Source organism: Oerskovia sp. PE-21s (assembly GCF_056158145.1).
In genome coordinates this window covers 52,862-74,562 of sequence record NZ_JBUXJM010000012.1, presented here as the reverse complement: position 1 = coordinate 74,562, position 21,701 = coordinate 52,862, and the positions used below count along the sequence as shown (strand labels likewise).

At 71.9% G+C, this 21,701-nt stretch carries 19 protein-coding genes; 10 read left to right on the top strand and 9 right to left on the bottom strand.

The window, feature by feature from the left end:
• Positions 1-55: 55 nt before the first annotated feature.
• Complete coding sequence (locus ACZDYF_RS18535) at positions 56-694, bottom strand: hypothetical protein (RefSeq protein WP_475061117.1); 639 nt, start codon at positions 692-694, stop codon at positions 56-58.
• Between the two features lie 106 nt (positions 695-800).
• Here ACZDYF_RS18535 and ACZDYF_RS18530 point away from each other — a divergent pair, with 106 nt between their 5' ends.
• Positions 801-2,039 (top strand): amidohydrolase, encoded by a 1,239-nt coding sequence (locus ACZDYF_RS18530; RefSeq protein ID WP_475061114.1) that lies wholly within the window; start codon positions 801-803, stop codon positions 2,037-2,039.
• Positions 2,040-2,142: 103 nt separating this feature from the next.
• On the opposite strand, the gene gad is transcribed toward ACZDYF_RS18530, so the two are convergent.
• The 3 genes from gad to gadC all read right to left on the bottom strand — a co-directional run bounded on the left by gad (position 2,143) and on the right by gadC (position 6,195).
• Positions 2,143-3,543, bottom strand: coding sequence for a glutamate decarboxylase (gene gad, locus ACZDYF_RS18525; protein ID WP_475061111.1), 1,401 nt, complete (start codon positions 3,541-3,543; stop codon positions 2,143-2,145).
• Between the two features lie 70 nt (positions 3,544-3,613).
• The gene (gene glsA / locus ACZDYF_RS18520) at positions 3,614-4,558 is read right to left on the bottom strand and encodes a glutaminase A (protein WP_475061108.1); all 945 of its coding nucleotides are present in this window, start codon (positions 4,556-4,558) and stop codon (positions 3,614-3,616) included.
• 11 nt (positions 4,559-4,569) lie between these two features.
• Complete coding sequence (gadC, locus tag ACZDYF_RS18515) at positions 4,570-6,195, bottom strand: glutamine/gamma-aminobutyrate antiporter GadC (protein ID WP_475061101.1); 1,626 nt, start codon at positions 6,193-6,195, stop codon at positions 4,570-4,572.
• Between the two features lie 316 nt (positions 6,196-6,511).
• Here gadC and ACZDYF_RS18510 point away from each other — a divergent pair, with 316 nt between their 5' ends.
• Both ACZDYF_RS18510 and ACZDYF_RS18505 read left to right on the top strand, forming a co-directional pair.
• A complete protein-coding gene (locus ACZDYF_RS18510) occupies positions 6,512-7,147 on the top strand; it encodes a TetR/AcrR family transcriptional regulator (protein ID WP_191790115.1) in 636 nt (211 codons plus the stop codon).
• Between the two features lie 109 nt (positions 7,148-7,256).
• Positions 7,257-7,991, top strand: coding sequence for a glucose 1-dehydrogenase (locus ACZDYF_RS18505; RefSeq protein ID WP_204810101.1), 735 nt, complete (start codon positions 7,257-7,259; stop codon positions 7,989-7,991).
• A 43-nt stretch (positions 7,992-8,034) separates the two neighbouring features.
• Here the strand turns inward: ACZDYF_RS18505 and ACZDYF_RS18500 are convergent, their stop codons facing one another.
• Positions 8,035-8,379 (bottom strand): TraR/DksA family transcriptional regulator, encoded by a 345-nt coding sequence (locus tag ACZDYF_RS18500; RefSeq protein ID WP_475061093.1) that lies wholly within the window; start codon positions 8,377-8,379, stop codon positions 8,035-8,037.
• Positions 8,380-8,417: 38 nt separating this feature from the next.
• Positions 8,418-11,315, bottom strand: a complete 2,898-nt coding sequence (locus ACZDYF_RS18495) for a DUF6923 family protein (RefSeq protein ID WP_475061090.1) — start codon at positions 11,313-11,315, stop codon at positions 8,418-8,420.
• A gap of 258 nt (positions 11,316-11,573) precedes the next feature.
• Between ACZDYF_RS18495 and ACZDYF_RS18490 the strand changes: the two genes are divergently transcribed.
• The 6 genes from ACZDYF_RS18490 (at position 11,574) to ACZDYF_RS18465 (ending at position 16,329) form a co-directional block, all read left to right on the top strand.
• Positions 11,574-12,155 carry an SRPBCC family protein gene (locus tag ACZDYF_RS18490; protein WP_475061087.1) on the top strand — a complete coding sequence of 194 codons (582 nt, stop codon included), beginning with the start codon at positions 11,574-11,576 and terminating at the stop codon, positions 12,153-12,155.
• A 136-nt stretch (positions 12,156-12,291) separates the two neighbouring features.
• A complete protein-coding gene (locus ACZDYF_RS18485; RefSeq protein WP_475061084.1) occupies positions 12,292-13,218 on the top strand; it encodes an NADP-dependent oxidoreductase in 927 nt (308 codons plus the stop codon).
• 55 nt (positions 13,219-13,273) lie between these two features.
• Positions 13,274-13,693 carry an MmcQ/YjbR family DNA-binding protein gene (locus ACZDYF_RS18480; protein ID WP_475061081.1) on the top strand — a complete coding sequence of 140 codons (420 nt, stop codon included), beginning with the start codon at positions 13,274-13,276 and terminating at the stop codon, positions 13,691-13,693.
• 91 nt (positions 13,694-13,784) lie between these two features.
• On the top strand, positions 13,785-15,173 hold the full coding sequence (locus tag ACZDYF_RS18475; protein WP_475061078.1) for a sensor histidine kinase: 1,389 nt from the start codon (positions 13,785-13,787) through the stop codon (positions 15,171-15,173).
• The gene (locus tag ACZDYF_RS18470) at positions 15,170-15,916 is read left to right on the top strand and encodes a response regulator (RefSeq protein ID WP_475061074.1); all 747 of its coding nucleotides are present in this window, start codon (positions 15,170-15,172) and stop codon (positions 15,914-15,916) included. Before ACZDYF_RS18475 ends, ACZDYF_RS18470 begins: the two co-directional genes overlap by 4 nt.
• Positions 15,917-16,029: 113 nt before the next feature.
• Complete coding sequence (locus tag ACZDYF_RS18465; RefSeq protein ID WP_475061071.1) at positions 16,030-16,329, top strand: SHOCT domain-containing protein; 300 nt, start codon at positions 16,030-16,032, stop codon at positions 16,327-16,329.
• 97 nt (positions 16,330-16,426) lie between these two features.
• Here ACZDYF_RS18465 and ACZDYF_RS18460 read toward each other — a convergent pair whose 3' ends face one another.
• The 3 genes from ACZDYF_RS18460 to ACZDYF_RS18450 form a co-directional block, all read right to left on the bottom strand.
• On the bottom strand, positions 16,427-17,944 hold the full coding sequence (locus ACZDYF_RS18460) for a dicarboxylate/amino acid:cation symporter (protein ID WP_475061068.1): 1,518 nt from the start codon (positions 17,942-17,944) through the stop codon (positions 16,427-16,429).
• Between the two features lie 479 nt (positions 17,945-18,423).
• On the bottom strand, positions 18,424-18,726 hold the full coding sequence (locus ACZDYF_RS18455; RefSeq protein WP_475061065.1) for a hypothetical protein: 303 nt from the start codon (positions 18,724-18,726) through the stop codon (positions 18,424-18,426).
• A 64-nt stretch (positions 18,727-18,790) separates the two neighbouring features.
• A complete protein-coding gene (locus ACZDYF_RS18450; protein ID WP_475061062.1) occupies positions 18,791-20,809 on the bottom strand; it encodes a penicillin-binding transpeptidase domain-containing protein in 2,019 nt (672 codons plus the stop codon).
• A 237-nt stretch (positions 20,810-21,046) separates the two neighbouring features.
• Here ACZDYF_RS18450 and ACZDYF_RS18445 point away from each other — a divergent pair, with 237 nt between their 5' ends.
• Positions 21,047-21,697 carry a TMEM175 family protein gene (locus ACZDYF_RS18445; protein WP_475061059.1) on the top strand — a complete coding sequence of 217 codons (651 nt, stop codon included), beginning with the start codon at positions 21,047-21,049 and terminating at the stop codon, positions 21,695-21,697.
• The last annotated feature ends 4 nt before the right edge of the window (positions 21,698-21,701 follow it).

Here is a 21,701-nt window from a genome sequence, read left to right as displayed (position 1 = left end):
AACCCGGGGGGACGGCCGGCCTCGTCGACGGTCAGCGCGCGAACGCGGACCAGGGTCAGGAAGGAAGGGCGACGGGCCGGGCGAGCAGCGGCGGTCCGCGCGTCGTCGGGGTCCGCAGGTGGACCGTCGCCGCACGGGACGGTGCGGGAGCCGGAGCGAGGAGCCGGAGCGCGACGGGCAGGGCCGGCAGGAGGTCCGCCAGCGGGCCACGGGGCGCGAGCCACGTCAGCAGCAGGCCCAGTGCGCGCTCGCCGTGCGCGACCACCACGGCCACGACCACGGTCGCGAGCACGTGCGCCAGGACCATCCACGCTCCCGCGGGGGTCTCGTGCGGGAGGTGCGCGACGCCGTCGGGCACGGGGGTGCTCGCCGTGCAGGCCGCGAGCGTGCCCGCCACGGCGTGGCCCGCGTGAGCGCCGCCGACCGGCGCGCACGCGGGCGCGGAGAAGCTCAGACCGTAGTGCAGCGCGACCTGGCCCGTGCCGAGAATCGCGACCAGCCGACCGAACGTGAGACGGAAGCGGGCCGCGAACGTCGCGCCGGCCATCGTGAACGACGCCAGGGCGAGCAGGATCAGCGGGTGCGGGAGCGTGCCACCACCGACGCGGTGCGCGAGCGCCGCGAGGGCGAGCACCAGGGTCGCGACGAGGCCCGCGCGCGCGACGCGCAACGGACCGGCGACCTGGGTGAGCACGGGGACCACCCTAGCGGGACATGACGCGACGTCGGATCCGAGGGGCGCAGGCCGATCGGTCGCCCGACGCCCCTCCCGCCCGGCGCCCCGCTGAGAGGATGGACGCATGACCACACGCAACAGCATCGCCATCACGAACGGCTACGTCGTCCCCGTCGCCTCCGCACCCCTGGAGAACGCGACCGTCCTCGTCGAGGACGGCGTCATCACGGCCGTCGGCCACGACGTCGTCGTGCCCGACGGTGTCCGCACGGTCGACGCCGGGGGCCGCTGGGTCCTGCCCGGGTTCGTCGAGGCCCACGGCCACATGGGCGTCATGGAGGAGGCCGAGGGCTGGGCCGGCAACGACACCAACGAGATGACCGACCCCAACGGCGCCGCGCTGCGCGCGCTCGACGCCATCAACATCGAGGACGAGGGCTTCCGCGACGCGCTCGTGGGCGGCGTGACCTCGGCCGTCATCAAGCCCGGCTCGGGCAACCCGATCGGCGGGCAGACCGTCGCGATCAAGACCTGGGGCGGTCGGACCGTCGACGAGCAGGTCATCCGCGAGGCCGTGTCCGTGAAGTCGGCGCTGGGCGAGAACCCCAAGCGCGTCTACGGCGACCAGAAGAAGCTCCCGTCCACGCGCCTGGGCGTCGCGAACGTGATCCGCAAGGCGTTCATCGACGCGCAGAACTACGTCGCCAAGCGTGATGCGGCGCAGGCCAAGGGCGAACCGTTCGACCGCGACCTCGCCAAGGAGACGCTGGGCCGCGTGCTCGCGGGCGAGCTCTACTGGGACCAGCACACGCACCGCGCCGACGACATCGCGACCGCGCTGCGCCTCGCGGACGAGTTCGGCTACAAGCTCGTCATCAACCACGGGACCGACGGCGCCGCGGTCGCCGACGTCCTGGCCGAGCGCGACGTGCCGGTCATCTTCGGCCCGCTGTTCACGTCGCGGACCAAGATCGAGCTGCGCAACCGTGACATCGCCAACCTCGGGGCGCTCGCCCGCGCCGGGGTGCGCGTCGCGATCACGACCGACCACCCCGTGGTACCCATCAACTTCCTGGTGCACCAGGCGTCGCTCGCGGTCAAGGAGGGCCTGGACCGCGACGTCGCGATCGAGGCGCTCACGACGAACCCGGCCGCGTTCCTGGGCCTCGACGACCGGGTCGGCTCGCTGCGCCCGGGGCTCGACGGCGACGTCGTGATCTGGTCGGGCGACCCGCTGGAGGTGACCTCGCGCGCCGAGAACGTGTTCGTGACCGGCACCGAGGTCTACACGTGGGACCGCGCTGCGGCCGGCGGTCGCGGTGCGGGCACGGTCGTCGAGCGCGGCGAGCGCTTCGCGGACTGACCCGCGGGGTGCCAGGCCCGAGGTAGAACGTGCTGCGCGAGGTAGAGCCCGCCGAGCACTACGTCGCGCAGCACGTTCTACCTCGCGTCGCGTGGCCTCGCGCTCAGTGGTGGAAGCCCGGGTGCTGCCCCTCGACCGGCATGGGGCTCGACAGCGCGTCGAGGTACGCGACCTCGGTCCGCAGGTCCTCCACCAGGGCGTGCGCAAGGTCCATGCTCAGCCCGTTGCGCACCACAATGCGCTGCACCGTCAGGGACTCAAGGTGCGCGGGCATGGGATAGGCCGGGACCAGCCATCCCTTGAGCCGCAGCCGGTCGGACAAGTGGTAGAGGTTCCAGTTCTCACCCTGCCCCTGCGCGAGGCTCCACGCGAAGACCGGGATGTCGCTCCCGTCGTTCCACAGGTCGAACTGTGGCATCTTCGCGATCTCGCCCGAGAGGTAGAGCGCGACGTCCTGGGACGACTGCTGCACCTTGCGGTAGCCATCGAACCCGAGCCGCAGGAACAGGTAGTACTGGAGCAGCACCTGCGCTCCCGGGCGCGAGAAGTTGAGGGCGAACGTGGGCATGTCGCCACCCAGGTAGCTGACCCGGAACACCAGGTCCTCGGGCAGCGAGGCGACGTCACGCCACACCACCCACCCGAGCCCGGGGTAGACGAGTCCGTACTTGTGCCCCGAGGTGTTGATCGACACGACGCGCGGCACTTTGAAGTCCCACACGAGCTCGGGCTGGATGAAGGGCGCGATCATCGCTCCCGATGCGCCGTCCACATGGATGGGGACGTCGAGCCCCGTCGCCGCCTGGATACGGTCGAGCGCCGCTGCGATCTCCGTGACCGGCTCGTACATCCCGGTGTACGTGACCCCGAGGATCGCGACCACTCCGATCGTGTTCTCGTCGACGTACTTCTCGAGGTCGTGCCCGTCGAGCACCTTGTGCTCGAGCGAGATGGGGACGTACCGCGCCTCGACGTCCCAGTAGTTGCAGAACTTCTCCCAGCACACCTGCACCGCGCTCGACAGGATCAGGTTCGGCCTTTCCGCGGTCTTCCCTGCCGCGCGGCGCGCGTGCTGCCAGCGTCGCTTGAGCGCAAGCCCTCCGAGCATCGCGGCCTCGGAGGACCCGATGGTCGACGTCCCGATCGTGTTCTCCGGGTCCGGGGCGTTCCACAGGCGGCCCAGCATCTTCCAGCAGCGCGTCTCGATCGCGGCCGTCGCCGGGTACTCGTCCTTGTCGATCATGTTCTTGTCGGCGGTCTCCTCGTACAGTCGCTGCGCGTACGGGTCCATCCACGTCCCGACGAACGTCGCGAGGTTGAGGCGCGCGTTGCCGTCGAGCATCGCCTCGTCGTGGACGATCTGGTACGCGGTCTCCGGCATGGACTCTCCCGGTGGGATCACGTTCCGGGGCAGCTCGGTCGACTCGCCCGGGCGGGCGAAGAGCGGGTTGAGCGAGACGACGTCGCGGTCCTCGGACTCCGCGCCACGGCCTGATGCAGACATGTTCTCTCCTCGTGGTCGGTTGATCGTCGGCTCGGCGCAGACGGACGCCGGGCCGTGTGCTGCCGGAGCGCTAGGCTCCGGGTGTCCTGTAGAGCCCGAGCCCGAGCGCGTCCGCCACCTGCGCCACGGCTGCCTGCCCTCGGACGCTGTTGCCCGCGGGGTCGAGCGGCGGCGAGAAGGCCGCGATCGCGAGCCGACCGGGGGCGACCGCGAGCAGCCCACCCCCGACGCCGCTCTTGCCCGGGAGGCCGACCGTGTAGGCCCAGTCCCCCGAGCTTGTGTATAGGCCTTCCATGGTCATCTCGGCGAGCATGTGCGGGACGTTCGCCGCCGCGACGACGCGTTCCTTCGTGAGCGGGTTGACGCCGCCCGCGGCCAGCGTCGCGCCCATGACCGCGAGGTCCTTGGCCGTGATGAGGGTCGAGCACTGCCGGGTATAGACGTCACACGCCTCCATGGGGTCCGAGTACATCGCGCCGCCCCCGTAGAGCAGCCAGGCGATGGCACGGTTGTGGAAGTTGGTGCTCTGCTCGGAGGCGTTGACCTCGTCGCTCAGGCGGATCTCACGGCCCGCGAACGCGCTCTGGGCCGCGAGGATCTTGCGCCACCGGTCCTCGGTGTCGCTCGCGGGGACCAGGCTCGTCGACGACATGGCGCCTGCGTTGACGAGCGGTGACATGGGCAGGTCGTTGTGCAGCTCGAGCGCCATGACCGAGTTGAAGGGCATGCCCGTGGGGTCGGCGCCGACCTTCGCGTGGAACGCGTCCGCGCCCACGTGCTGCATCGCGAGCCCCATCGTGAAGACCTTCGAGATGGACTCGATCGCGAACTCGAACCCCGTGTCACCGGCCTCGACCACCTGGCCGTCCACGGTCACGACCGCGACGCCGAACAGGCTCGGGTCGACCGACGCAAGGAACGGGATGTAGCTCGCGTTCGTCCCGCCCGTCAGGTGGGCGTTGTCGCGGTGGGCCGCCTGGACGGCTTCGGCGATCCGGGACGCTCCGGGTCTCATGGCGCACCTCCTCAGAAGGGTTGCTTCGGAGCGTCCGCCGGGCGGTCCGGAGGCGCCTGCTTCACGGCGTGGCTCGTCGGAGTCGACGACGTCGACGGGATGCCGGGATGCCCGCCTTCGGCCTGCCACGTGAACGGGGCGAAATCGCTGTCCGGGTCGCGCCAGTGCGGCTTGCGCGCGCGGTAGACCAGGAACGGGATACCTGTGAAGACGATCGCGAGCGCCACCAGGATCCCGACGTAGAGCGCGGGGCTGCCGACCGAGATCTGGTCGGGCGGGATGAAGCTGAAGACGAACGCCAGCAGGGACCCGACGAAGCCCGCCCCTCCGATGACCCACATCCCAGCGCTGCCGCCGGGCAGCCGGTAGGGCCGCGGTCGCGCGGGCTGGCTGAACCGCAGGTAGATCGCTGCGGCGAACATCAGCATGTACATGACCAGGTAGAGGATCACGGTGAGCTGGCTGAGGATCTGGTACGCGGCCTGGACCGACGGCAGGACGACGAACAGCACCGAGAGCATGGTGACGGCGAACGCCTGGATGAGCAGGATGTGGGTCGCCATGCCGTTCTTGTTGGTCTTCTGGAAGAACCGCGGGAGGTACCCGGCCTTCGCGACGACCAGCAGACCCGACGACGGACCACCGACCCACGTCACGATCCCTGCGAAGACGCCGACGGCGAGCGCGACCGCCATGATCGGCGCAGCCCAGGAGATCCCGGCCCACGCGAACATGTCGTTGTACGCGGTGAGCAGGCTCTGCGTCAGGTTGATGTCGGCGCGCGGGACCACGAACGCGATCGCGAGAGTGCCGAGGACGAAGATGATGACGGTTCCCAGTGCCGCGATCATGACGGCGATCGGGTAGTTCCTGGTCGGGTTCTTGACGTCCTTGACGTGGATCGCGTTCATCTCCATACCGGCGTAGAACAGGAAGATGCTCGCCGCCAGGACCACGTTCCCGAACTTCGAGAAGTCCGGCAGGACGTCGCCCCAGGCCAGGTCGATCTGGGACTTCTCTCCCGAGACGAGATAGGCGAAGCCCAGGACGATCAGGATCACCGCGGGGATGATCGTGCCGATGATGCCGCCCCACTTCGCGATGCGTGTGAAGGACTGCACGCCGCGGAAGGCGATGACCGTCGCGAGCCAGTAGACCGCGAGCACGACGACGAGCACGAAGACCTTGTTCCCCGAGAGCTGCGCGTCGAAGCTCTTGTCAGGCCCCGTGTACGCGAGGGACACCGCGCCGAACGTCAGGGCCGTCGGGAACCAGATGGTCACCTCGATGAACAACATGAACATCGCGAGCAACGCCCACCGCCCACCGAACGCCTCGCCGACCCAGCGGAACACACCGCCCTTCTCAGGCCACCCCGTCGCGAGCTCCGCGGCCACGAGCGAGACGGGGACGAGGAAGAACACCGCCGCGAACACGTAGTAGAAGATCGAGCTGAGTCCGTACTCCGCCTCGGCGGGCAGGCCGCGCAGGCTGACGACCGCGACGATGTTGAGGATCGCCAGCCCGAAGATGGTGATCTTCCCGGCGCTGTTCGCCTTCTTCTGCGTCTCGCCCCGCGTCGCGGACGTCGTGGGAGGGGACGGTCGTGCCTGGGTCGTGCCGTCGTCCGTCGCCATCGAATGACCTCCCTGCTGCGGTGCCGGGGTGTGCGCGGGGATCCACCTAGACCAGCGGACCGGTGCCTGCCAGGAACGCAGGTTGTCGGGAGCGGTAATTCCGAGCATGGCAGAGACAGTCCGAGGCGTCGCGCGGAACTGCTCCGCCCTCCGCTGCCGCCTCGACGGTGGAACACCTAAGCGACACGTGTTGCCAAAGTAGTTGCCCGGGCGTACTGTCGAAGTGTCAGCACGTTCCGTCGTCCCGACGAGCGGCCGCACCACCCGCCAGGCACCCCGTGCCGGGCACAGCCACCAGGCCCCCGAAGGAGGCGACATGGACCCCCGCACCGAACGCACCACCGCAGCCCTGCGCACCGCAGTCCTCGAGCTCGCCGCCGAGCAGGACATCGACGAGCTCACGGTCTCGCAGGTCTCTGCCCACGCCGGGATCAACCGCGCCACGTTCTACGACTACGCGAGCAACCCCGCGGACCTGCTCACGACCATCCTGCGCACCGAGCTCGACGCGATCCGCAGCGACTTCCTCGCGGCCGCCCGCGGCCTGACCCCCGACCCTGACGCCGGCCCCGAGGCTCGCCAGCGCACCGACCCCCGCCAGCTCGTCGACACCATCACGCAGGCGATCGTCGGCCACGTCGACACGCACACCTCGATCTACGAGCGCGCCCTCGAGGGAGGACTGAGCGCCCCCCTGTTCCGCCTGCTCGCGGAGCACTTCTCCGACACCCTGCGCACGTTCCTCCTGGACCAGCCGCACCTCATGCCCGTGCCGTGCGACGCCGAGCAGACCGAGGTCGAGCAGGCAGCCCGCGCGTACGCCTGCTACGTCGCGCTCGGCTCGGTCGGCGCCCTCGAGGCGTGGCTCGCCACCCCGTCCCCCCGTGACCCGGACTTCTTCCCCCGGATCACCCGCACCTCGCTCGCCCCCTGGTGGACCGCGCCGAACTGACCCGACGCGACCACTCGCCCCCGCGAGCCGCACCGCACACCGCACGCTCCGCCGTCGGGCACCCCACGAGGGTTCCCCGACCCCGGGCACACCGAAAGGAGGCCCCACCATGGGCCGTGTCTACAACAAGGTCGCCATCGTCACCGGAGGAACCGGAGGCATGGGCGTCACCCACGCCAAGGCGCTCGTCGCCGAGGGCGCGAAGGTCGTCGTCGCGGACCTCGACGACGCCAAGGGCGAGGCGCTCGTCGCCGAGCTCGGCGAGAACGCCGCCTACGTCCACCTCGACGTCACCAAGGAGGAGGACTGGGCTGCGGCCGTCGCCTTCACGCTCGAGAAGTTCGGGCGCATCGACGTCCTCGTGAACAACGCGGGCATCGCGAACGCCGCCGGCATCACCGAGTTCACGCCCGCCATGTGGCGCCAGATCATCGACATCAACCTCACGGGCACGTTCCTGGGGATCCACGCGGTCTCGCCCGTCATGGCCCGTGCCGGGCGCGGGTCGATCATCAACATCTCGTCGGTCGAGGGCATGCGCGGCAGCGCGGGCCTGCACGGGTACGTCGCGTCGAAGTTCGGCGTGCGCGGCCTCACCAAGTCGGTGGCCCTGGACCTCGGGCCGTCGGGCGTGCGCGTGAACTCGGTCCACCCGGGCTTCATCAAGACGCCCATGACGGAGAAGATCAGCTCGGACGACCTCCACATCCCCCTGGGTCGCGCGGCCGAGCCCGAGGAGGTCTCGCAGCTCGTGCTGTTCCTCGCGAGCGACGAGTCGAGCTACTCGACCGGTTCGGAGTTCATCGTCGACGGCGGCCTCATCGCGGGCGTGCCGCACAAGTAGGGCAGCACGGCGCGGCCGGACGCGGCGAGGAAGGCCTGCGGGTCTACCTCGCCGCGCGGCGCGCCGACGCGCAGGCGATGCACTGCCGGGCCGTCGGGCGCGCCGCGAGACGCGCGTCCCCGACCGGCCGGCCGCACGTCTCGCAGGTCCCGTACGTCCCGGCGTCGAGCCGGGCGAGCGCCGCCTCGGCCTCGGCCGACTGCTGCTCGGCCAGGCGCTGCAGCGCCCCGACCTGCGCGCGCTCGAACGCGATCGTCGCACCGTCGGGGTCGTGCTCGTCGTCGGCGTTCGAGTCCTTGGACGCCTCGACGATCCCGGCCACCTCGCCGCGCAGCGCCTCACGCCGCGCCTGGGCCTCGTCGCGCAGGGCGAGCAACCGCGCCCGCACGACGGCGTCGCGCGGCCCGGGTGCGCCCGCCGCGACCGTCAGAGGTGCCGTCCCCCGGAACGCATGCGGCGCGCCCAGACCATTCCGGCGCCCACGAGGAGGAAGGCGGCCGAGATCCCCAGGAGCGGCAGGGAGTCGGCCCCGGTCGAGGAGAGGGCGCCGGACGTCGGAGGAGCCGGGCTCGGTGGCGGGGTGGGGCCAGGGACGGTCGTGGTGGTCTCGCACGTGAGGTCGGGGTCGCAGAAACCGCCACCTCCCACGGGGACGACGACGTTACGCAGGGTGCGGTCGCCGGAATCCGGCGACCGCACAGCGACCGTGAAGGTCACCGTGACGCTGGCCCCGATGTCGAGCGGCCCCGACCAGGTCAGGGTGGTCCCGGCCAGGACCGCACCGTTCGTCGCGTCACCGTTGTACGTTGCGTCGTCCAGCACCGCCGACAGGTCGTCGCTGAACCCCGCAGGGTTCTCCGCCGTGTACGCGACCGCCCCCGTGTTACGCACCGTGACCGCGTACGTGAGCGACCCACCGGGGTCGACCGTCGACACCGACACTGTCTTGGAGACCGCGAACCCGGCGACCGGGGTCTCGGTCGCGCAGGTCAGCGCCGGGTCGCAGAGCCCGTCCCCTCCGGTGGGGACCACGGCGTTGCGCAGCACGTGGTCGCCCCGGTCGGGAGAGCTGACGTTGACGGAGTAGGTGACCGTGAGGCTCGCTCCCACGTCGAGCGGCCCCGACCAGGTCAGGGTGGTCCCGGCCAGGACCGCACCGTTCGTCGCGTCACCGTTGTACGTTGCGTCGTCCAGCACCGCCGACAGGTCGTCGCTGAACCCCGCAGGGTTCTCCGCCGTGTACGCGACCGCCCCCGTGTTACGCACCGTGACCGTGTAGGTCACTGGCTCGCCGACGTCGACCGACTCCGCCGATACCGTCTTGGAGACCACGTAGCCGCTGATCGGCGTGTCGGTGGTGCAGGCGGAGGCCGGCGCGCAGACTCCGTGGCCGCCCGGCACGACGAGGTTCGTGAGCGTCGCCGGTCCCTCGACGTCGGGGTCGACCGTCACCGAGTAGGTCAACGTGACGGACGCGCCGATCGGGAGATCGACCACCCAGGACAAGACGTCACCGTCGAGCGTGCCGCCGCCGCTCGCGTCACCGTTGTAGGCCGCGTAAGGCAGGACGCTCGCGAGCGAGTCCGTGACGCTCGCCGGGTCGGTCGTGGCCCCTTCCCCGGTACCGGCGCCGAACGCGACCTGGCCCACGTTGGTCACGACCACGCTGTAGGTCACGGGGTCGCCGGGAGCCACCTGGGGCACGGATGCCGTCTTCGCGACCGTGAAGCCCGCGACGGGGGTGTCGACCGCGCAGGACGTGGCGGTCGCACACTCCCCGTGCCCGCCGGGCACGACCGCGTTGGTGAGCAGGTGATCGCCCACGTCGGGTTGGGCGACCGTCACGGTGTAGATGATCGTCGCCGTGCCACCGACGGGCAGCGGCCCTGACCAGCTGATGGTGCCGGTCGTCGCGTCGTACCCAGGGGTCCCCCCGCCCGTGGTCACCTCCGGGGCACCAGTGACGGTCGCGTCGTCGAGCACGTTGGCGAGGTTGTCGGTGAACGACGCAGGATCGTCCTCGGTGAAGGGCGTGGTCCCGGTGTTCGTCACAGTCACGGTGTAGGTCACGCTGTCGCCGGGGTCGACGAAGTTAGGCGTCGCGACGCTCGCGGTCTTGGCCACGCTGAAGGTCGGCGGCGTGATGCCCGGCGGGCAGACGGTCGCGTTGTTCGTGTTGTTCGCGAGCGTCGGGTCGGCCTCGTTGCCGGTCACGGTCCCGGCGTTCGCGAAGCACTCGTCGTTACCGGCCACCACTGTGCCGGTCACCTGGATCAGGGCGGTCCCCCCGGACGCGAGCGGACCACCCGCGCACGTGACGTCCTGCCCGGTGATGGTGCAACCAGGGGTGGCGGTGGTCGGGTTGGTGAACTGTGCGGGGAGTGCGTCGGTGACGACGTAGCCCGACGAGTTCCCCGGCCCGTTGTTGGTCACGGTCAGCGAGTACGTCACCTGGCCTCCGGCGGCGACGCTCGTCGGGTCCGCGCTCTTGGTGATCGCGAGGTCGACCGGCAGGCCCCGGTAGGACGCGCCGTCGTTCTGGGTGTTGGCCGGACCGGGTTGTGAGGAGACGATCGTGATCGACGGTGCCGTCGAGGACGGGTTGTTGATCGCGAACTGGTACACCCGGCCCGTGACGTTGTTGGATACCCCGACGTTCCCGTTGCCGTACACCCACTGCGCCCCGTACGGGTTGGCGGGCAGCCCCGTGACAGGCACGGACAGCACGGCGCCCGTGACGGGGTCGATCCGGTAGAGGCGCCCGCCCTCGCCGTAGAGACCCCACAGGTAGCCGCCGGACCAGACCATGTCCGACAGGTTGGGGACGTTGGCCGAGAGCTGGATCCGGGTAGTGGTCCGCGACACGACGTCGACGGCGTAGAGGCTCTGGTCGGTCTGGGCCAGGCGCACGAACAGGATGTCGGACGCGACGCCCTCGCCGAACGCCGCCTGGTTGAAGTTGAGCGCGGTGTTCAACGGCAGGCCAACCACGCCCAGGTTCGTCACCGCCCCCTCCTGGCCGATCCGCAGCAACCGGTTGTTGTCGTTGATCGCGTAGAGGTACATGTCCGACTCGTGGAAGCTCATGGCGTTGTAGCCGATGGTGTAGGCGGGCCCCTGGGGGGCGAACGTGATGTTCCCGTTCCCCTGGACGGCCTGGTAGAGCCGTGTGGGCTCACCACGAGCGGTTCCTTGTGCCACCCACACCAGCCCCGGGCCGGTCGGGAACGGGTCGCCGGGCACAGCCTGCGCGGGCACCACCCCCGCGACCGTCGCTCCGAGCGCCAGGAGCCCGGCCAGAAGCACAGCAGTCCACCGACGCATACCTGTCCCCAAGCACTCGTGCACCATGACCGCGATCGGCCACCTTCGTCCAGGACCGGGCCTGGGGTCGGGGGATCCACGAGGCGACCACCCGGGAGCAACTGCCTGAATCAGTGTGCTGCACGTCACAACGTCCAGCAATCGGAGCTCTTCTCGGCCGCGGCACGGGGACGAGGCCGAGCGGGCGCGGCCGCCAGGCGTCGAGGCAGCACCCCACCCGGCCAGGCCAGTGTCGGTCCCCCGTGCGACGATCGGCGCGTGCCCGTCGTCGAGTCGTCCGTCATCGTCCCCGTGGACCCCGCCACCGCGTTCGCGGTCTCGCAGACCACGGGCGAGGTCCGGCTGCGCTGGGATCCCTTCATCCGTTCGCAGCACTTCCTCGACGGGGCGGTCGTCCCCGCCAAGGGCGTGCGGACCCTCACGCGTCACCGCGTGGGCCTGCGGATGGTCAGCGAGTACGTGTCGTACAACCCGCCGACGAACGTCGGGATGAAGATGGTCGAGGGCCCGTGGTTCTTCGCGACCATGGCGGGTGGCTGGCGCTTCGCGCCCGTACCCGGCCGTGACGTCGGACACCCAGACCAGGCCGCGACCCGGGCGGTGTGGCGCTACGGCTTCACGTGTCGACCCGGGTGGCTCGCACCCGTGGCCGAGCGTGTCGGCTCGTGGCTCCTGGGCCGCGACGTCCGCCGCAGGATCGACGGTTTCGCGCGTGGTTGTGCGGACCCCGTGGTTCTCACGGCAGCCCGCGGGCAGGCGTCCTCGCCGTCCCCGGACCCCGGTCGCACGCCCTCCGGACGGACCGCACCGGCCCCCGGCGACCCCCTGCCCGGCACCTGAATCCGCAGGTCACGGCAGAGGTCACGGCTGGCATCGCGCATGACAGGACTCGCTCCGGGATGGAAGAGTGAAAGCCGGTTTCGCGCGAACCACACAGCTTCCCCCCAGCGCCCCCGCATCTCGAAGAGGTAGACCCATGAGCACCGCGATCTTCTACGACCGCCACGGCGGGGTCGACGTCCTGCGCGTCGGCGACGAGCCCGCGCCGGCCCCCGGTGAGGGCGAGCTGGTCGTCGCGAACCGCGTGGTCGGGGTCAACCCGGCAGACGTCAAGAAGCTCGCCGGGGAGTTCGGTGGCAGCGACGAGCTCCCGCAGGTGCTCGGGTTCGAGGCGGCGGGCGTCGTGGAGGCCGTCGGCGAGGAGGTCGAGGGCTTCACGGTGGGCGACGAGGTCGTGTGGAGCGGCACGGGCGCGCAGCGCGAGAGGTCCGTCGTCAAGGCGTCGAAGACCAAGGTCAAGCCTGCGAACGTGTCGTTCGAGCAGGCCGCGGTGCTCCCGGTCGCTGCGTCCGCGGCGTTCTCGGCGCTGGTCCAGGCGGGCGTCGGGGACAAGGACGTCGTGCTGGTGCACGGCGCGTCGGGCGGCGTGGGTTCGGCCGCGGTGCAGATCGCGAAGGCGCTCGGTGCGCGCGTCGTCGGCACGGCGTCCGAGCGCAACCACGACTACGTGCGCGGTCTCGGCGCGACGCCCGTGGCGTACGGACCGGGCCTCGTGGACGCGGTCCGCGCGCTCCCGGACGGCCTCGCGGACGTGACGGCGGTCGTCGACACCGTCGGCTCCCCGGAGGCCGTCGCGCAGACGGTCGAGCTCCTGGGCGCCGACGGGCTGGAGCGTGACGGGAAGCCGCGCGCCGTGACCCTGGTCGAGTCGCAGGAGTCGATCGCCGCGGGCATCGCGTCCAAGGTCTCGCAGAAGGGTGCGCTCGCGGAGGTCCTCGCGCTCGCGGAGGCCGAGCTGCTCACGTCCGAGATCTCGGCACGCTTCCCGCTGGCGGAGGCGGCGCGCGCCGTCGAGCAGGTCGCGGGCGGCCACGTGCGCGGCAAGGTCGTCCTGGAGGTCTGACCCTCCCTGGGGGCGCCCGAGGCGCGCGTGGGTGGGGCGTGGTTCGCTGGGTGTCATGCCGCCCCGCCCCGCAGCGCCCGACGACGCCGCTCTCCTCGTCGAGGTACGTCGCCTCGCGCTCGCGTTCCCCGGTGCGCACGAGCGGATGTCGCACGGGCGCGTGACGTTCCGCGCGCGGCTCATCTTCGCGGTCTTCAGCGGCATGACGAAGGCGACTGCTTCCGCGCCGGTCCGGCACTACCCGCGCTCGGTGCTCGTGAAGGTCGACCCCGCGGAGCACGCGGCCCTGTCGCAGGACCCACGGTTCTACGTGCCCGCGTACTACGGCCCGGCGGGCTGGCTCGGCCTCGATCTCGACGCCGCCCCGGTCGACTGGCAGGAGGTCGCGGAGCTCCTCGACATGTCCTATCGCGAGGTCGCAGGCCCTCGGCTCGTGGCCCGGCTCGACGCCGAGGGGTCGCCGGCCGGGCGGTAGCCGATCCGTCCCGGCGTCCGGCACCCCCGTACCGTCCCCACCGGCACCGCAGCAGGACGCGGCCGGGGGCCGCCCGGCGTAGCGTGGCCGCATGGTCGGCGACGGGAGGTCCGCGGGGACCCCGGAGACTGCGTGGGGTCCGCCGCGGCACCGCGCGCGGCCGCACGGACCCTGGTCGTGGTCCGCCGGCGAGGGCGACGGAGACGGCACGCCCGACCTCAGCGGCCCGTCCGACCTCTCCGGCCCGTTCGACCATCGCCGACCGCGCCTGTTCCTCGCGATCGTCACGGCCCTGGTCGCGGTGGTCGGTACGCTGGGCGCGGCGCACGGTCAGCCCGACGCCCGGCCCCTCGACGCTCTCGCCCTCGCGCTCGTGCTGGTCCCGCCCGTGGTCCTCGCGACGATCCCGCGCCGTCACCTCCTGGCCGTCTCGCTGAGCCTCGCGGCGACGGGGGTCTACCTGCTGCTCGGCTACCCCTGGGGGCCGGTCTTCGTCCCGACGGTCGCCGTCCTCGCGGGAGTGATGCTCGCCGGGCCTGCGGCGCACGGCCGGGCCGTCGCCTGGTCCGGTGTCGTGGTGCTCGCGGGGGTCACGACGGCCGCGGCGACGGTCCGGGGCGGCCCGCCCTCGGTCGCGCTGCTCGGAGGGCTGGCCTGGACGGTCGTCGCTCTCGTCGCGGCGGGTGGCGTCCGGGGCCGGGTCGCACGCATCGCGGCTCTCCGCGCGGCCCACCGCGAGCACGAGGTCAGTGCCGTGACGGCCGAGCGTCTGCGCATCGCCCGCGAGCTCCACGACGTCCTCGCCCACTCGCTGTCCGCGATCACCGTGCAGGCGGGCGTCGGGCTGCACCTGCTGGACCGCGACCCCGAGCAGGCGCGCGCGGCCCTCACGGCCATCCGGGCCACGAGCCGCGAGTCGCTCGACGAGGTCCGTGCGGTGCTCGGCATCGTCCGTGCCGAGGGCGGCGAGGCGCCCCGCTCACCGTCGTGGGACCTCGGGTCGCTCCCCCGACTGGTCGGGCAGGCGCCGGGCGTCGCGGTCGACCTCACGGTCGAGGACGCCGCGCACGACGCCTCGCCGCGCCTCGCCGGGATCGTCTTCCGCGTCGTCCAGGAGTCGCTCACGAACGTGCAGCGTCACGCGGTCGGCGCCACGCGGGTGGCCGTCGAGGTCCGGGTCACCGGCACCGGTCCGTCCCGCACCCTGGTCGTGACGGTGTCCGACGACGGAGCCCCCGTCCCGGGCCGGGCTGCGGACGGGTCGCGGCCGCGTACGGACGAGGACCGGGTTCCCGAGGGGTACGGCCTGCGGGGCATGCGCGAGCGCTTGACCGACGCCGGCGGGACGCTCATGGCGGGCCCCGTGGCCCGCGGCGGGTTCGTCGTCGAGGCGAGGATCCCGTGGGAGGCGCGCGACGCCGTCGGGCAGGACGTCGACCCCGTCACCGACCACCCTCTCGCAGACCAGGAGCGCCCATGATCCGCGTCGTGCTGGCCGACGACCAGAGCCTCGTGCGCGGCGGCTTCCGCGCCCTGATCGACTCCGAGCCGGACCTCGAGGTCGTCGGCGAGGCCGCGACGGGCGACGACGCGGTGCGGCTCGCGCTCGACCTGCTGCCCGACGTCGTCCTCATGGACGTCCGCATGCCCGGCCTCGACGGGCTCGAGGCGACCCGGCAGATCGTGGCGGACCCGGCGGCGGCGGGCGTGCACGTGGTGGTGGTGACGACGTTCGAGCTCGACGAGTACGTGACCGAGGCGATCCGTGGCGGCGCGAGCGGGTTCCTCGTCAAGGACACCGAGCCCGAGGACCTGGTGCGCGCGGTGCGCGTCGCGGCGGGCGGCGACGCCCTGCTCTCCCCCACCGTGACGCGGCGGCTGCTCGCGCGCGTGGCCGACGCGACGCGCGACGTCGACCCCGTTCCCGGCCTCGCGGACCTCACGCCACGCGAGCACGAGGTGCTCGTCGAGGTCGCGGGCGGGCTGTCCAACGAGGAGATCGCGCGGACGCTGTACCTGTCGGAGTCGACCGTCAAGACGCACGTCTCACGCGTCATGACCAAGCTGCGGGCGCGTGACCGGGCCCAGCTCGTGGTCGCGGCGTACGAGGCGGGGGTCGTGCGCCCCGGCTGGGGCCAGAGGCGCTGGGCCGCCCGGCCCACGCGGCCGGAGCGGTCCGGGCGGCCGGAGCGGTCCGGGCGGTACCAGCGGGGTAGTCGGTAGACATCCCCGGGCCGACGACGTCGTGGGGCCCACGCGGAAACCTGGAGACGAGGCCGCACCCGGCGGCCGGACGCGGCAACCCCCCCCGTCACCAGCCCACCCAGGAGGCCACTATGCTCACCACCCTCACGACCGCCACGACCGACGTCCTCGCCCACGGCGGCGCGGGCTGGGGCCCCGGGCCGTGGTGGTTCGTCTTCCCGCTGCTGTGGTTCGCGCTGTTCGCCACGGTGGTCTTCCTGTTCGCCCGCCGCGCACGACGCGGTGGACCCTGGGGGCACCCCGGTGGACCGGGCGCGTGGCGCGGCGGCACCGACCCCGTCTCGATCCTCGGCGAGCGCTACGCACGCGGTGAGATCGACGAGACCGAGTACCGCCAGCGCCTCGAGGTCCTCACGCCCAAGGACCGCTGACCCTCCGGAAAGACGCTGAGTGCGGAGTAGTTGTCGTCGATGCGTCGCATCGACGACAACTACTCCGCACTCAGCGGGAGGCGGGTGGGACGTGGCGTCAGCGCGTCCCGACCAGCTCCTCGTCGGCGGCCGAGGCCGCAGGCTTGTCGGACGCGTTCGCGGTCGACGGGTCGACGTCGGACGCGAGCGCGGACTCGTTCGACTCGTCCTCGTCGTCCGTGAACAGGTCCTCGACGTTCACGCCGTCGTACTGCTCGACGTCGAGGATGCCCTCACGCTTGGCCACGACCGTCGGCACGAGGACCTGGCCCGCGACGTTGACCGCGGTGCGGCCCATGTCGAGGATCGGGTCGATCGCGAGCAGCAGGCCCACGCCCGCGAGCGGCAGGCCCAGCGTCGAGAGCGTCAGCGTGAGCATCACGATCGCGCCGGTCAGGCCCGCGGTCGCCGCCGAACCCACGACGGACACGAACGCGATGAGCAGGTAGTCCGTGAAGGACAGGTCGATCCCGAAGAGCTGGGCGATGAAGATCGCGGAGATCGCCGGGTAGATCGAGGCGCAACCGTCCATCTTGGTCGTCGCGGCGAGCGGCACGGCGAACGACGCGTACTCGCGCGGGACACCCAGGTTCCGCTCCGTCACACGCTGCGTGACGGGCAGCGTGCCGATCGAGGAGCGCGAGACGAACGCGAGCTGGATCGCGGGCCACGCGCCCTTGAAGTAGCTCGTGATCTTCAGCCCGTTGGTCCGCAGGATCACGGGGTAGACGACGAACAGGACGAGCGCGAGGCCGATGTAGATCGCGGCGGCGAACGTCGCGAGCGGGGACAGGAGGTCCCAGCCGTACTCCGCGACGGCGTAGCCGATGAGGCCCAGCGTGCCGAGCGGCGCGAGGCGGATGATCCACCACAGGACGGTCTGGATGATCGAGAGCGCCGAGCGGTTGAACGCGAGGAACGGGTCGGCCTTCTTGCCCGACTTCAGCGCCGCGATGCCGATGATCAGCGAGATCACGACGATCTGGAGGACGTTGAAGGAGATCGAGGTCGAGGCTCCCTCACCCTGCAGCTGCGTGCGCGCCTGGATGCCCAGGAAGTTGCTCGGGATGAAGCCGTTGAGGAAGTCGAGCCACGAGCCGGAGCCCGAGGGCTCGCTCCCGTCGGCCGTCGACAGCGTCGTGTTGGCGCCCGGCTGGAGCACGAGGCCCAGGCCGATGCCGATCACGACGGAGATCAGCGCCGTGATCGCGAACCACAGGATGGTCTGCCCCGCGAGGCGCGCGGCGTTGGTGACGTTCCGCAGGTTCGCGATCGACGCGACGATCGCGGTGAACACCAGCGGCGGCACGATCGCCTTGAGCAGCGTCACGAACGACGAGCCGATCGTGTCGAGCGTCGTGGTCAGCCAGTTCGGGACCTCGTCGGGGGTGCCCGCGCCGGACACGGGGCCCATCGACAGGGCGACCCAACCCAGCACGACGCCGAGGACGAGCGCGACGAGGATCTGGACGGTGAAGGAGGGGAGCTTGACGCGGCGCTTGGGTGCGGGGGCACCGTTCGCGGGCTTCTCCGGCGCGGTGGTGGCCGCGGCCTGCGAAGAGGAGGAGGAGGGCACGGTTCTGCTTTCTTCGTCACGGGCACGTGGGGTGCCCAGGGATCGCGAGGATCGCGAGAGGGAGGGAGTGCAGTCGTCCCGGCCCGGGAGGTGAGGGAAGCCCCGACGCGACGGCCGTGCCCCGCGGACGGGCGCACGCGCTCCACGGCGCAGATCCCCGCGCTCTGCGAGGCAGGGCGCGGCGGCGTGCCGACGTCAGGAGGGTGGGGAGGACTGCTGTGCGGGCCTGGGGCCCAGCGGTTCAGTGGGTCAACAACAGAGCGCGCTGGCGACTCGTCGCAGATCGACGTCACGGCGCGCGGTGAAGTTCCACCGGTTCAGCAAGGATTCGACTCCCGTTCGGGCCGGCCCGGGGGCCGGCGGTGCAGGCGATCGTCGCCCACGGCTACCGATGGTAGCCGAGGAGGGAACGTCGTCGGGCCACGGCGCTTTTCCCTGGGACGGCGCATCCCTCCGTGCAGGGAGCGTCGGGCGTCCCGTCAGGGCGCGTCGATCCGCAGCGGGGCGAGGTCCTCCGGGACGGGCGAACGTCCCGGGCCCCCGGCCCGTACCCACCGGTGGAGTGACTCGCTCGACGCGTCACCGGCCAGACGCTCGAACCAGACGGGCCCGTGCTCGGCGCGCGCTGCCGGGGCGGGACGCACCACGACCACGTCACCGCGCTCGCACGCGTCGAGACAGTCGACGAGCGTGAGCCCGGCGTCGCCCGACGCGGCGATGGCCTCGACGCGCGCGAGCTGGCCACCGGGCAGCGGGTCCGAGGTCCCGAGCGTCTCTCCCACGCACAGGCGGCAGACGGTGAGGCCGGGGACGGTCCTGCGCCGTCGTGCGGTCGCTCGTCCGCCGCTACTCACCGGTGTTCGGCGCGTCGAGGAAGGCCTTCAGGAGCGGACCTGCCGTGCCCGACCCGCTGTCCCCGGTCTCGACGAACACGGCCACGGCCAGGTCCCCCTGGATCGCGATCATCCACGCGTGCGCCTGGTTGCCGTCCCCGTACTGCGCCGTCCCGGTCTTCGCCCCGACCTCGCCGGGCAGGTCCGCGAGCAGCTTCGCGCTGCCGTCCGTGACGACCGAGCGCATGAGGCTGCGCAGCGTCGCGGCCTCGTCGGCCGTGAGCGCCGACGGGGTCGGGGTCTCGGCCGCGGCGGGCGTGACCTCGGGCCGTACCAGGACGGGCGAGACCCGCTCCCCCTTGGCCACGCTCGCCGCGAGGGTCGCCATGCCCAGCGGCGAGACCTCGACCTTGCCCTGCCCGATCATCGACGCGGCGTGCTCGGTGCCCCCGGCCTCGGCCGGGACGGAACCGAAGAACCCGGGAGCCCCGAGAGCGGCCTCGACGCCCAGGCCGAGGTCCGCGCCGGCGTCGTGCAGGGCCTGCTGCGAGACCGCCTCGCGCTGGGCGATCATCGCGGTGTTGCACGAGTTGGCGAACGCGGTGCGGAACGGCACGTCGCCGATCGCGGCCTTCGGGAAGCCGGGGACGTTCTGGAACTCTCGGCCGTCGACCGTGATGGTGGGGGTGCAGGACACGACCGTCTCGGGGGTCATGCCCGAGCGCAGCATCGCGAGCGCCGACGCGACCTTGAACGTGGAGCCGGGGGCGTACTTGCCGGTCGTCGCGGTCGACGTCCCGTCACCACCCGGGCCGCTCGCCGCGGCCAGCACGTCCCCGGTCGAGGGCTGGATCGCGACGATCGCGCTCGCCGACGGGACGCCGGCCAGCACGGACTCGGCCGCGATCTGCATGTCGGTGCGCAGCGTCGTCGCGAGCGGCACGCCCGCGACCGGTTCGACCGTGAAGACGTCGGTGACGTTCTCGACCGGGTCGGGCTCGCCGTCGCCGTCCAGGTCCACGCCGGTGTCCTGGCCGGCGCTGCCGTCGGCGACGACGCTCACCGTGATCCCGGGCGTCCCGCGGAGCTGGACGTCGTACTGCCGCTGGAGCCCCGACAGGCCGATCGTGTCGCCCGCGACGACCTGCCCCTCGGACTCCTCGACGGCCTCGGCGGTCGCGTCGCCCACGCGGCCCAGGATGGCCCGGGCGAAGGTACGGGTCGGCGCGAGGTCGAGCTGACCGTCGACGACCGCGGCGCCGTCGATCGCGCGCACCGCCCCGAGGTCGATGCCCGCGGTGTCGTCGGTACGGACCACGATCGCCTCGACGAACGCCTTCTCGCCGGCCCCGGCGACCTTCTTCGCGTACGCCTCGGCGTCGATCCCGACGGCGGCGCCCACCTCGCGCGCGACGGCCTCCTGGCGCGCGGGGTCGAGGTTCATCTTGTCGACGCCGATCCGGTAGACGGGTCGCGACTCGACGATGGGTCCGCCGTCGGCTCCCAGGATCTGGGCGCGCTCGGCGCGCACGCGAGTGACGGCCAGGCGGTCACCGTCCTTCAGGTCGGGGACCAGCACGTCGGGTTCCCACGCCACGGCCCACTCCTGGGCTCCACCGTCCGGCGAGTCCTGGAGCAGGAGGTCGACCGTGGTCTCGTAGGTCCAGGGCGTGGTGTCCGTGACGTTCCAGGTGTAGGCGAGCGTGGCGGTCGCCTGCTTACCCTTGTCCTCGCCCTCGGTGGCGACGTCGACCTTGGCGACCGTGACCGTGTGGTCGGTCGCAGCCAGCGGCTCGAGCACCGCGTCGCGGTGCGCCGCGACGTCGAGGTTCGGCTGGGTGAACGCGACGTCCGCGAAGTCCCCCTCGGCGATCGCGGCCGCGAGGCCGTCGGCTGCGCCGTCGGGGCTGGGGGCGTCCTCGCTGCACGCGGTGAGCGTCAGGGCGAGCACCGCCAGTGCGGTCGGGCCGAGCGCCCTGGCAGCGAGGCGTCGCGCCCCGATGCGCCTGTCGACCAGCTGCGTGCGAACCACGTGCTCCCCCTCGGTGCCCTGCGGCAGACGGTCCGCCGACGGGTCGGCGGAAGAGTTGACCCGGGCGTCCTCGCCCGCCTGCGAGGCTAGCCCACCCCCACGCGGGAGCGTGGCCACGGCGCGCACGTCTTCCCCGGAGCATCACAGGTTCTCCGCGTACGCGGTTCGCCGCGATGCGGTTCGCCGCGCCGGGACGCCGGGCCCTTCCTACAGTGGAGACGACCGGAGGAGGCACGGATGCCGAGGATCCGCACGGACCGGGGGCTCGACCGCCTCGTCAACTTCACCGACGCGTCGGTCGCGATCGCGATCACGCTGCTCGTGCTCCCCCTGATCGACCTCGTCACCGACGGCGAGGAGCACTCGGTCGCGTCCCTGTTCTCCGACGAGCGCGGGACCTTCCTCGCGTTCGGGATCAGCTTCGTGGTCATCGCGAACTTCTGGGTGGGTCACCACCGGGTGTTCGAGCACCTGCGGGACTACTCGAACGCGATGCTCTGGGCCAACTTCCTGTGGCTCGCGAGCATCGTGTTCATCCCCTTCACGACCCAGCTCCTGGCGGACGAGGGCACCGACGACCCGGCGGTCAACGCCCTGTACATCTCGGTGATGATCGTGACGACGGGCAGCCTGGCGCTCGTGGAGTGGCTGGCGGTCCGCGACCCCGACCTCCAGCGTCCCGAGGTCCGGGGCGAGCTCGAGGTGAAGGGCGCGCTCGTCGCGGTGCTGCTGCTGGTGGTGATCCTCGTGCTCGCGGTGGTCGCGCCGGGGATCGGGATGTTCTGGCTCTTCCTCCTCTTCCTGTCCGGGCCGTTGACCCGGTTGGCCGGGCGGCGCAGGGCCGGCCGGCCGGACGAGGGGGCCGGGAAGGACGGCCGGGCCCCGTAGGGTC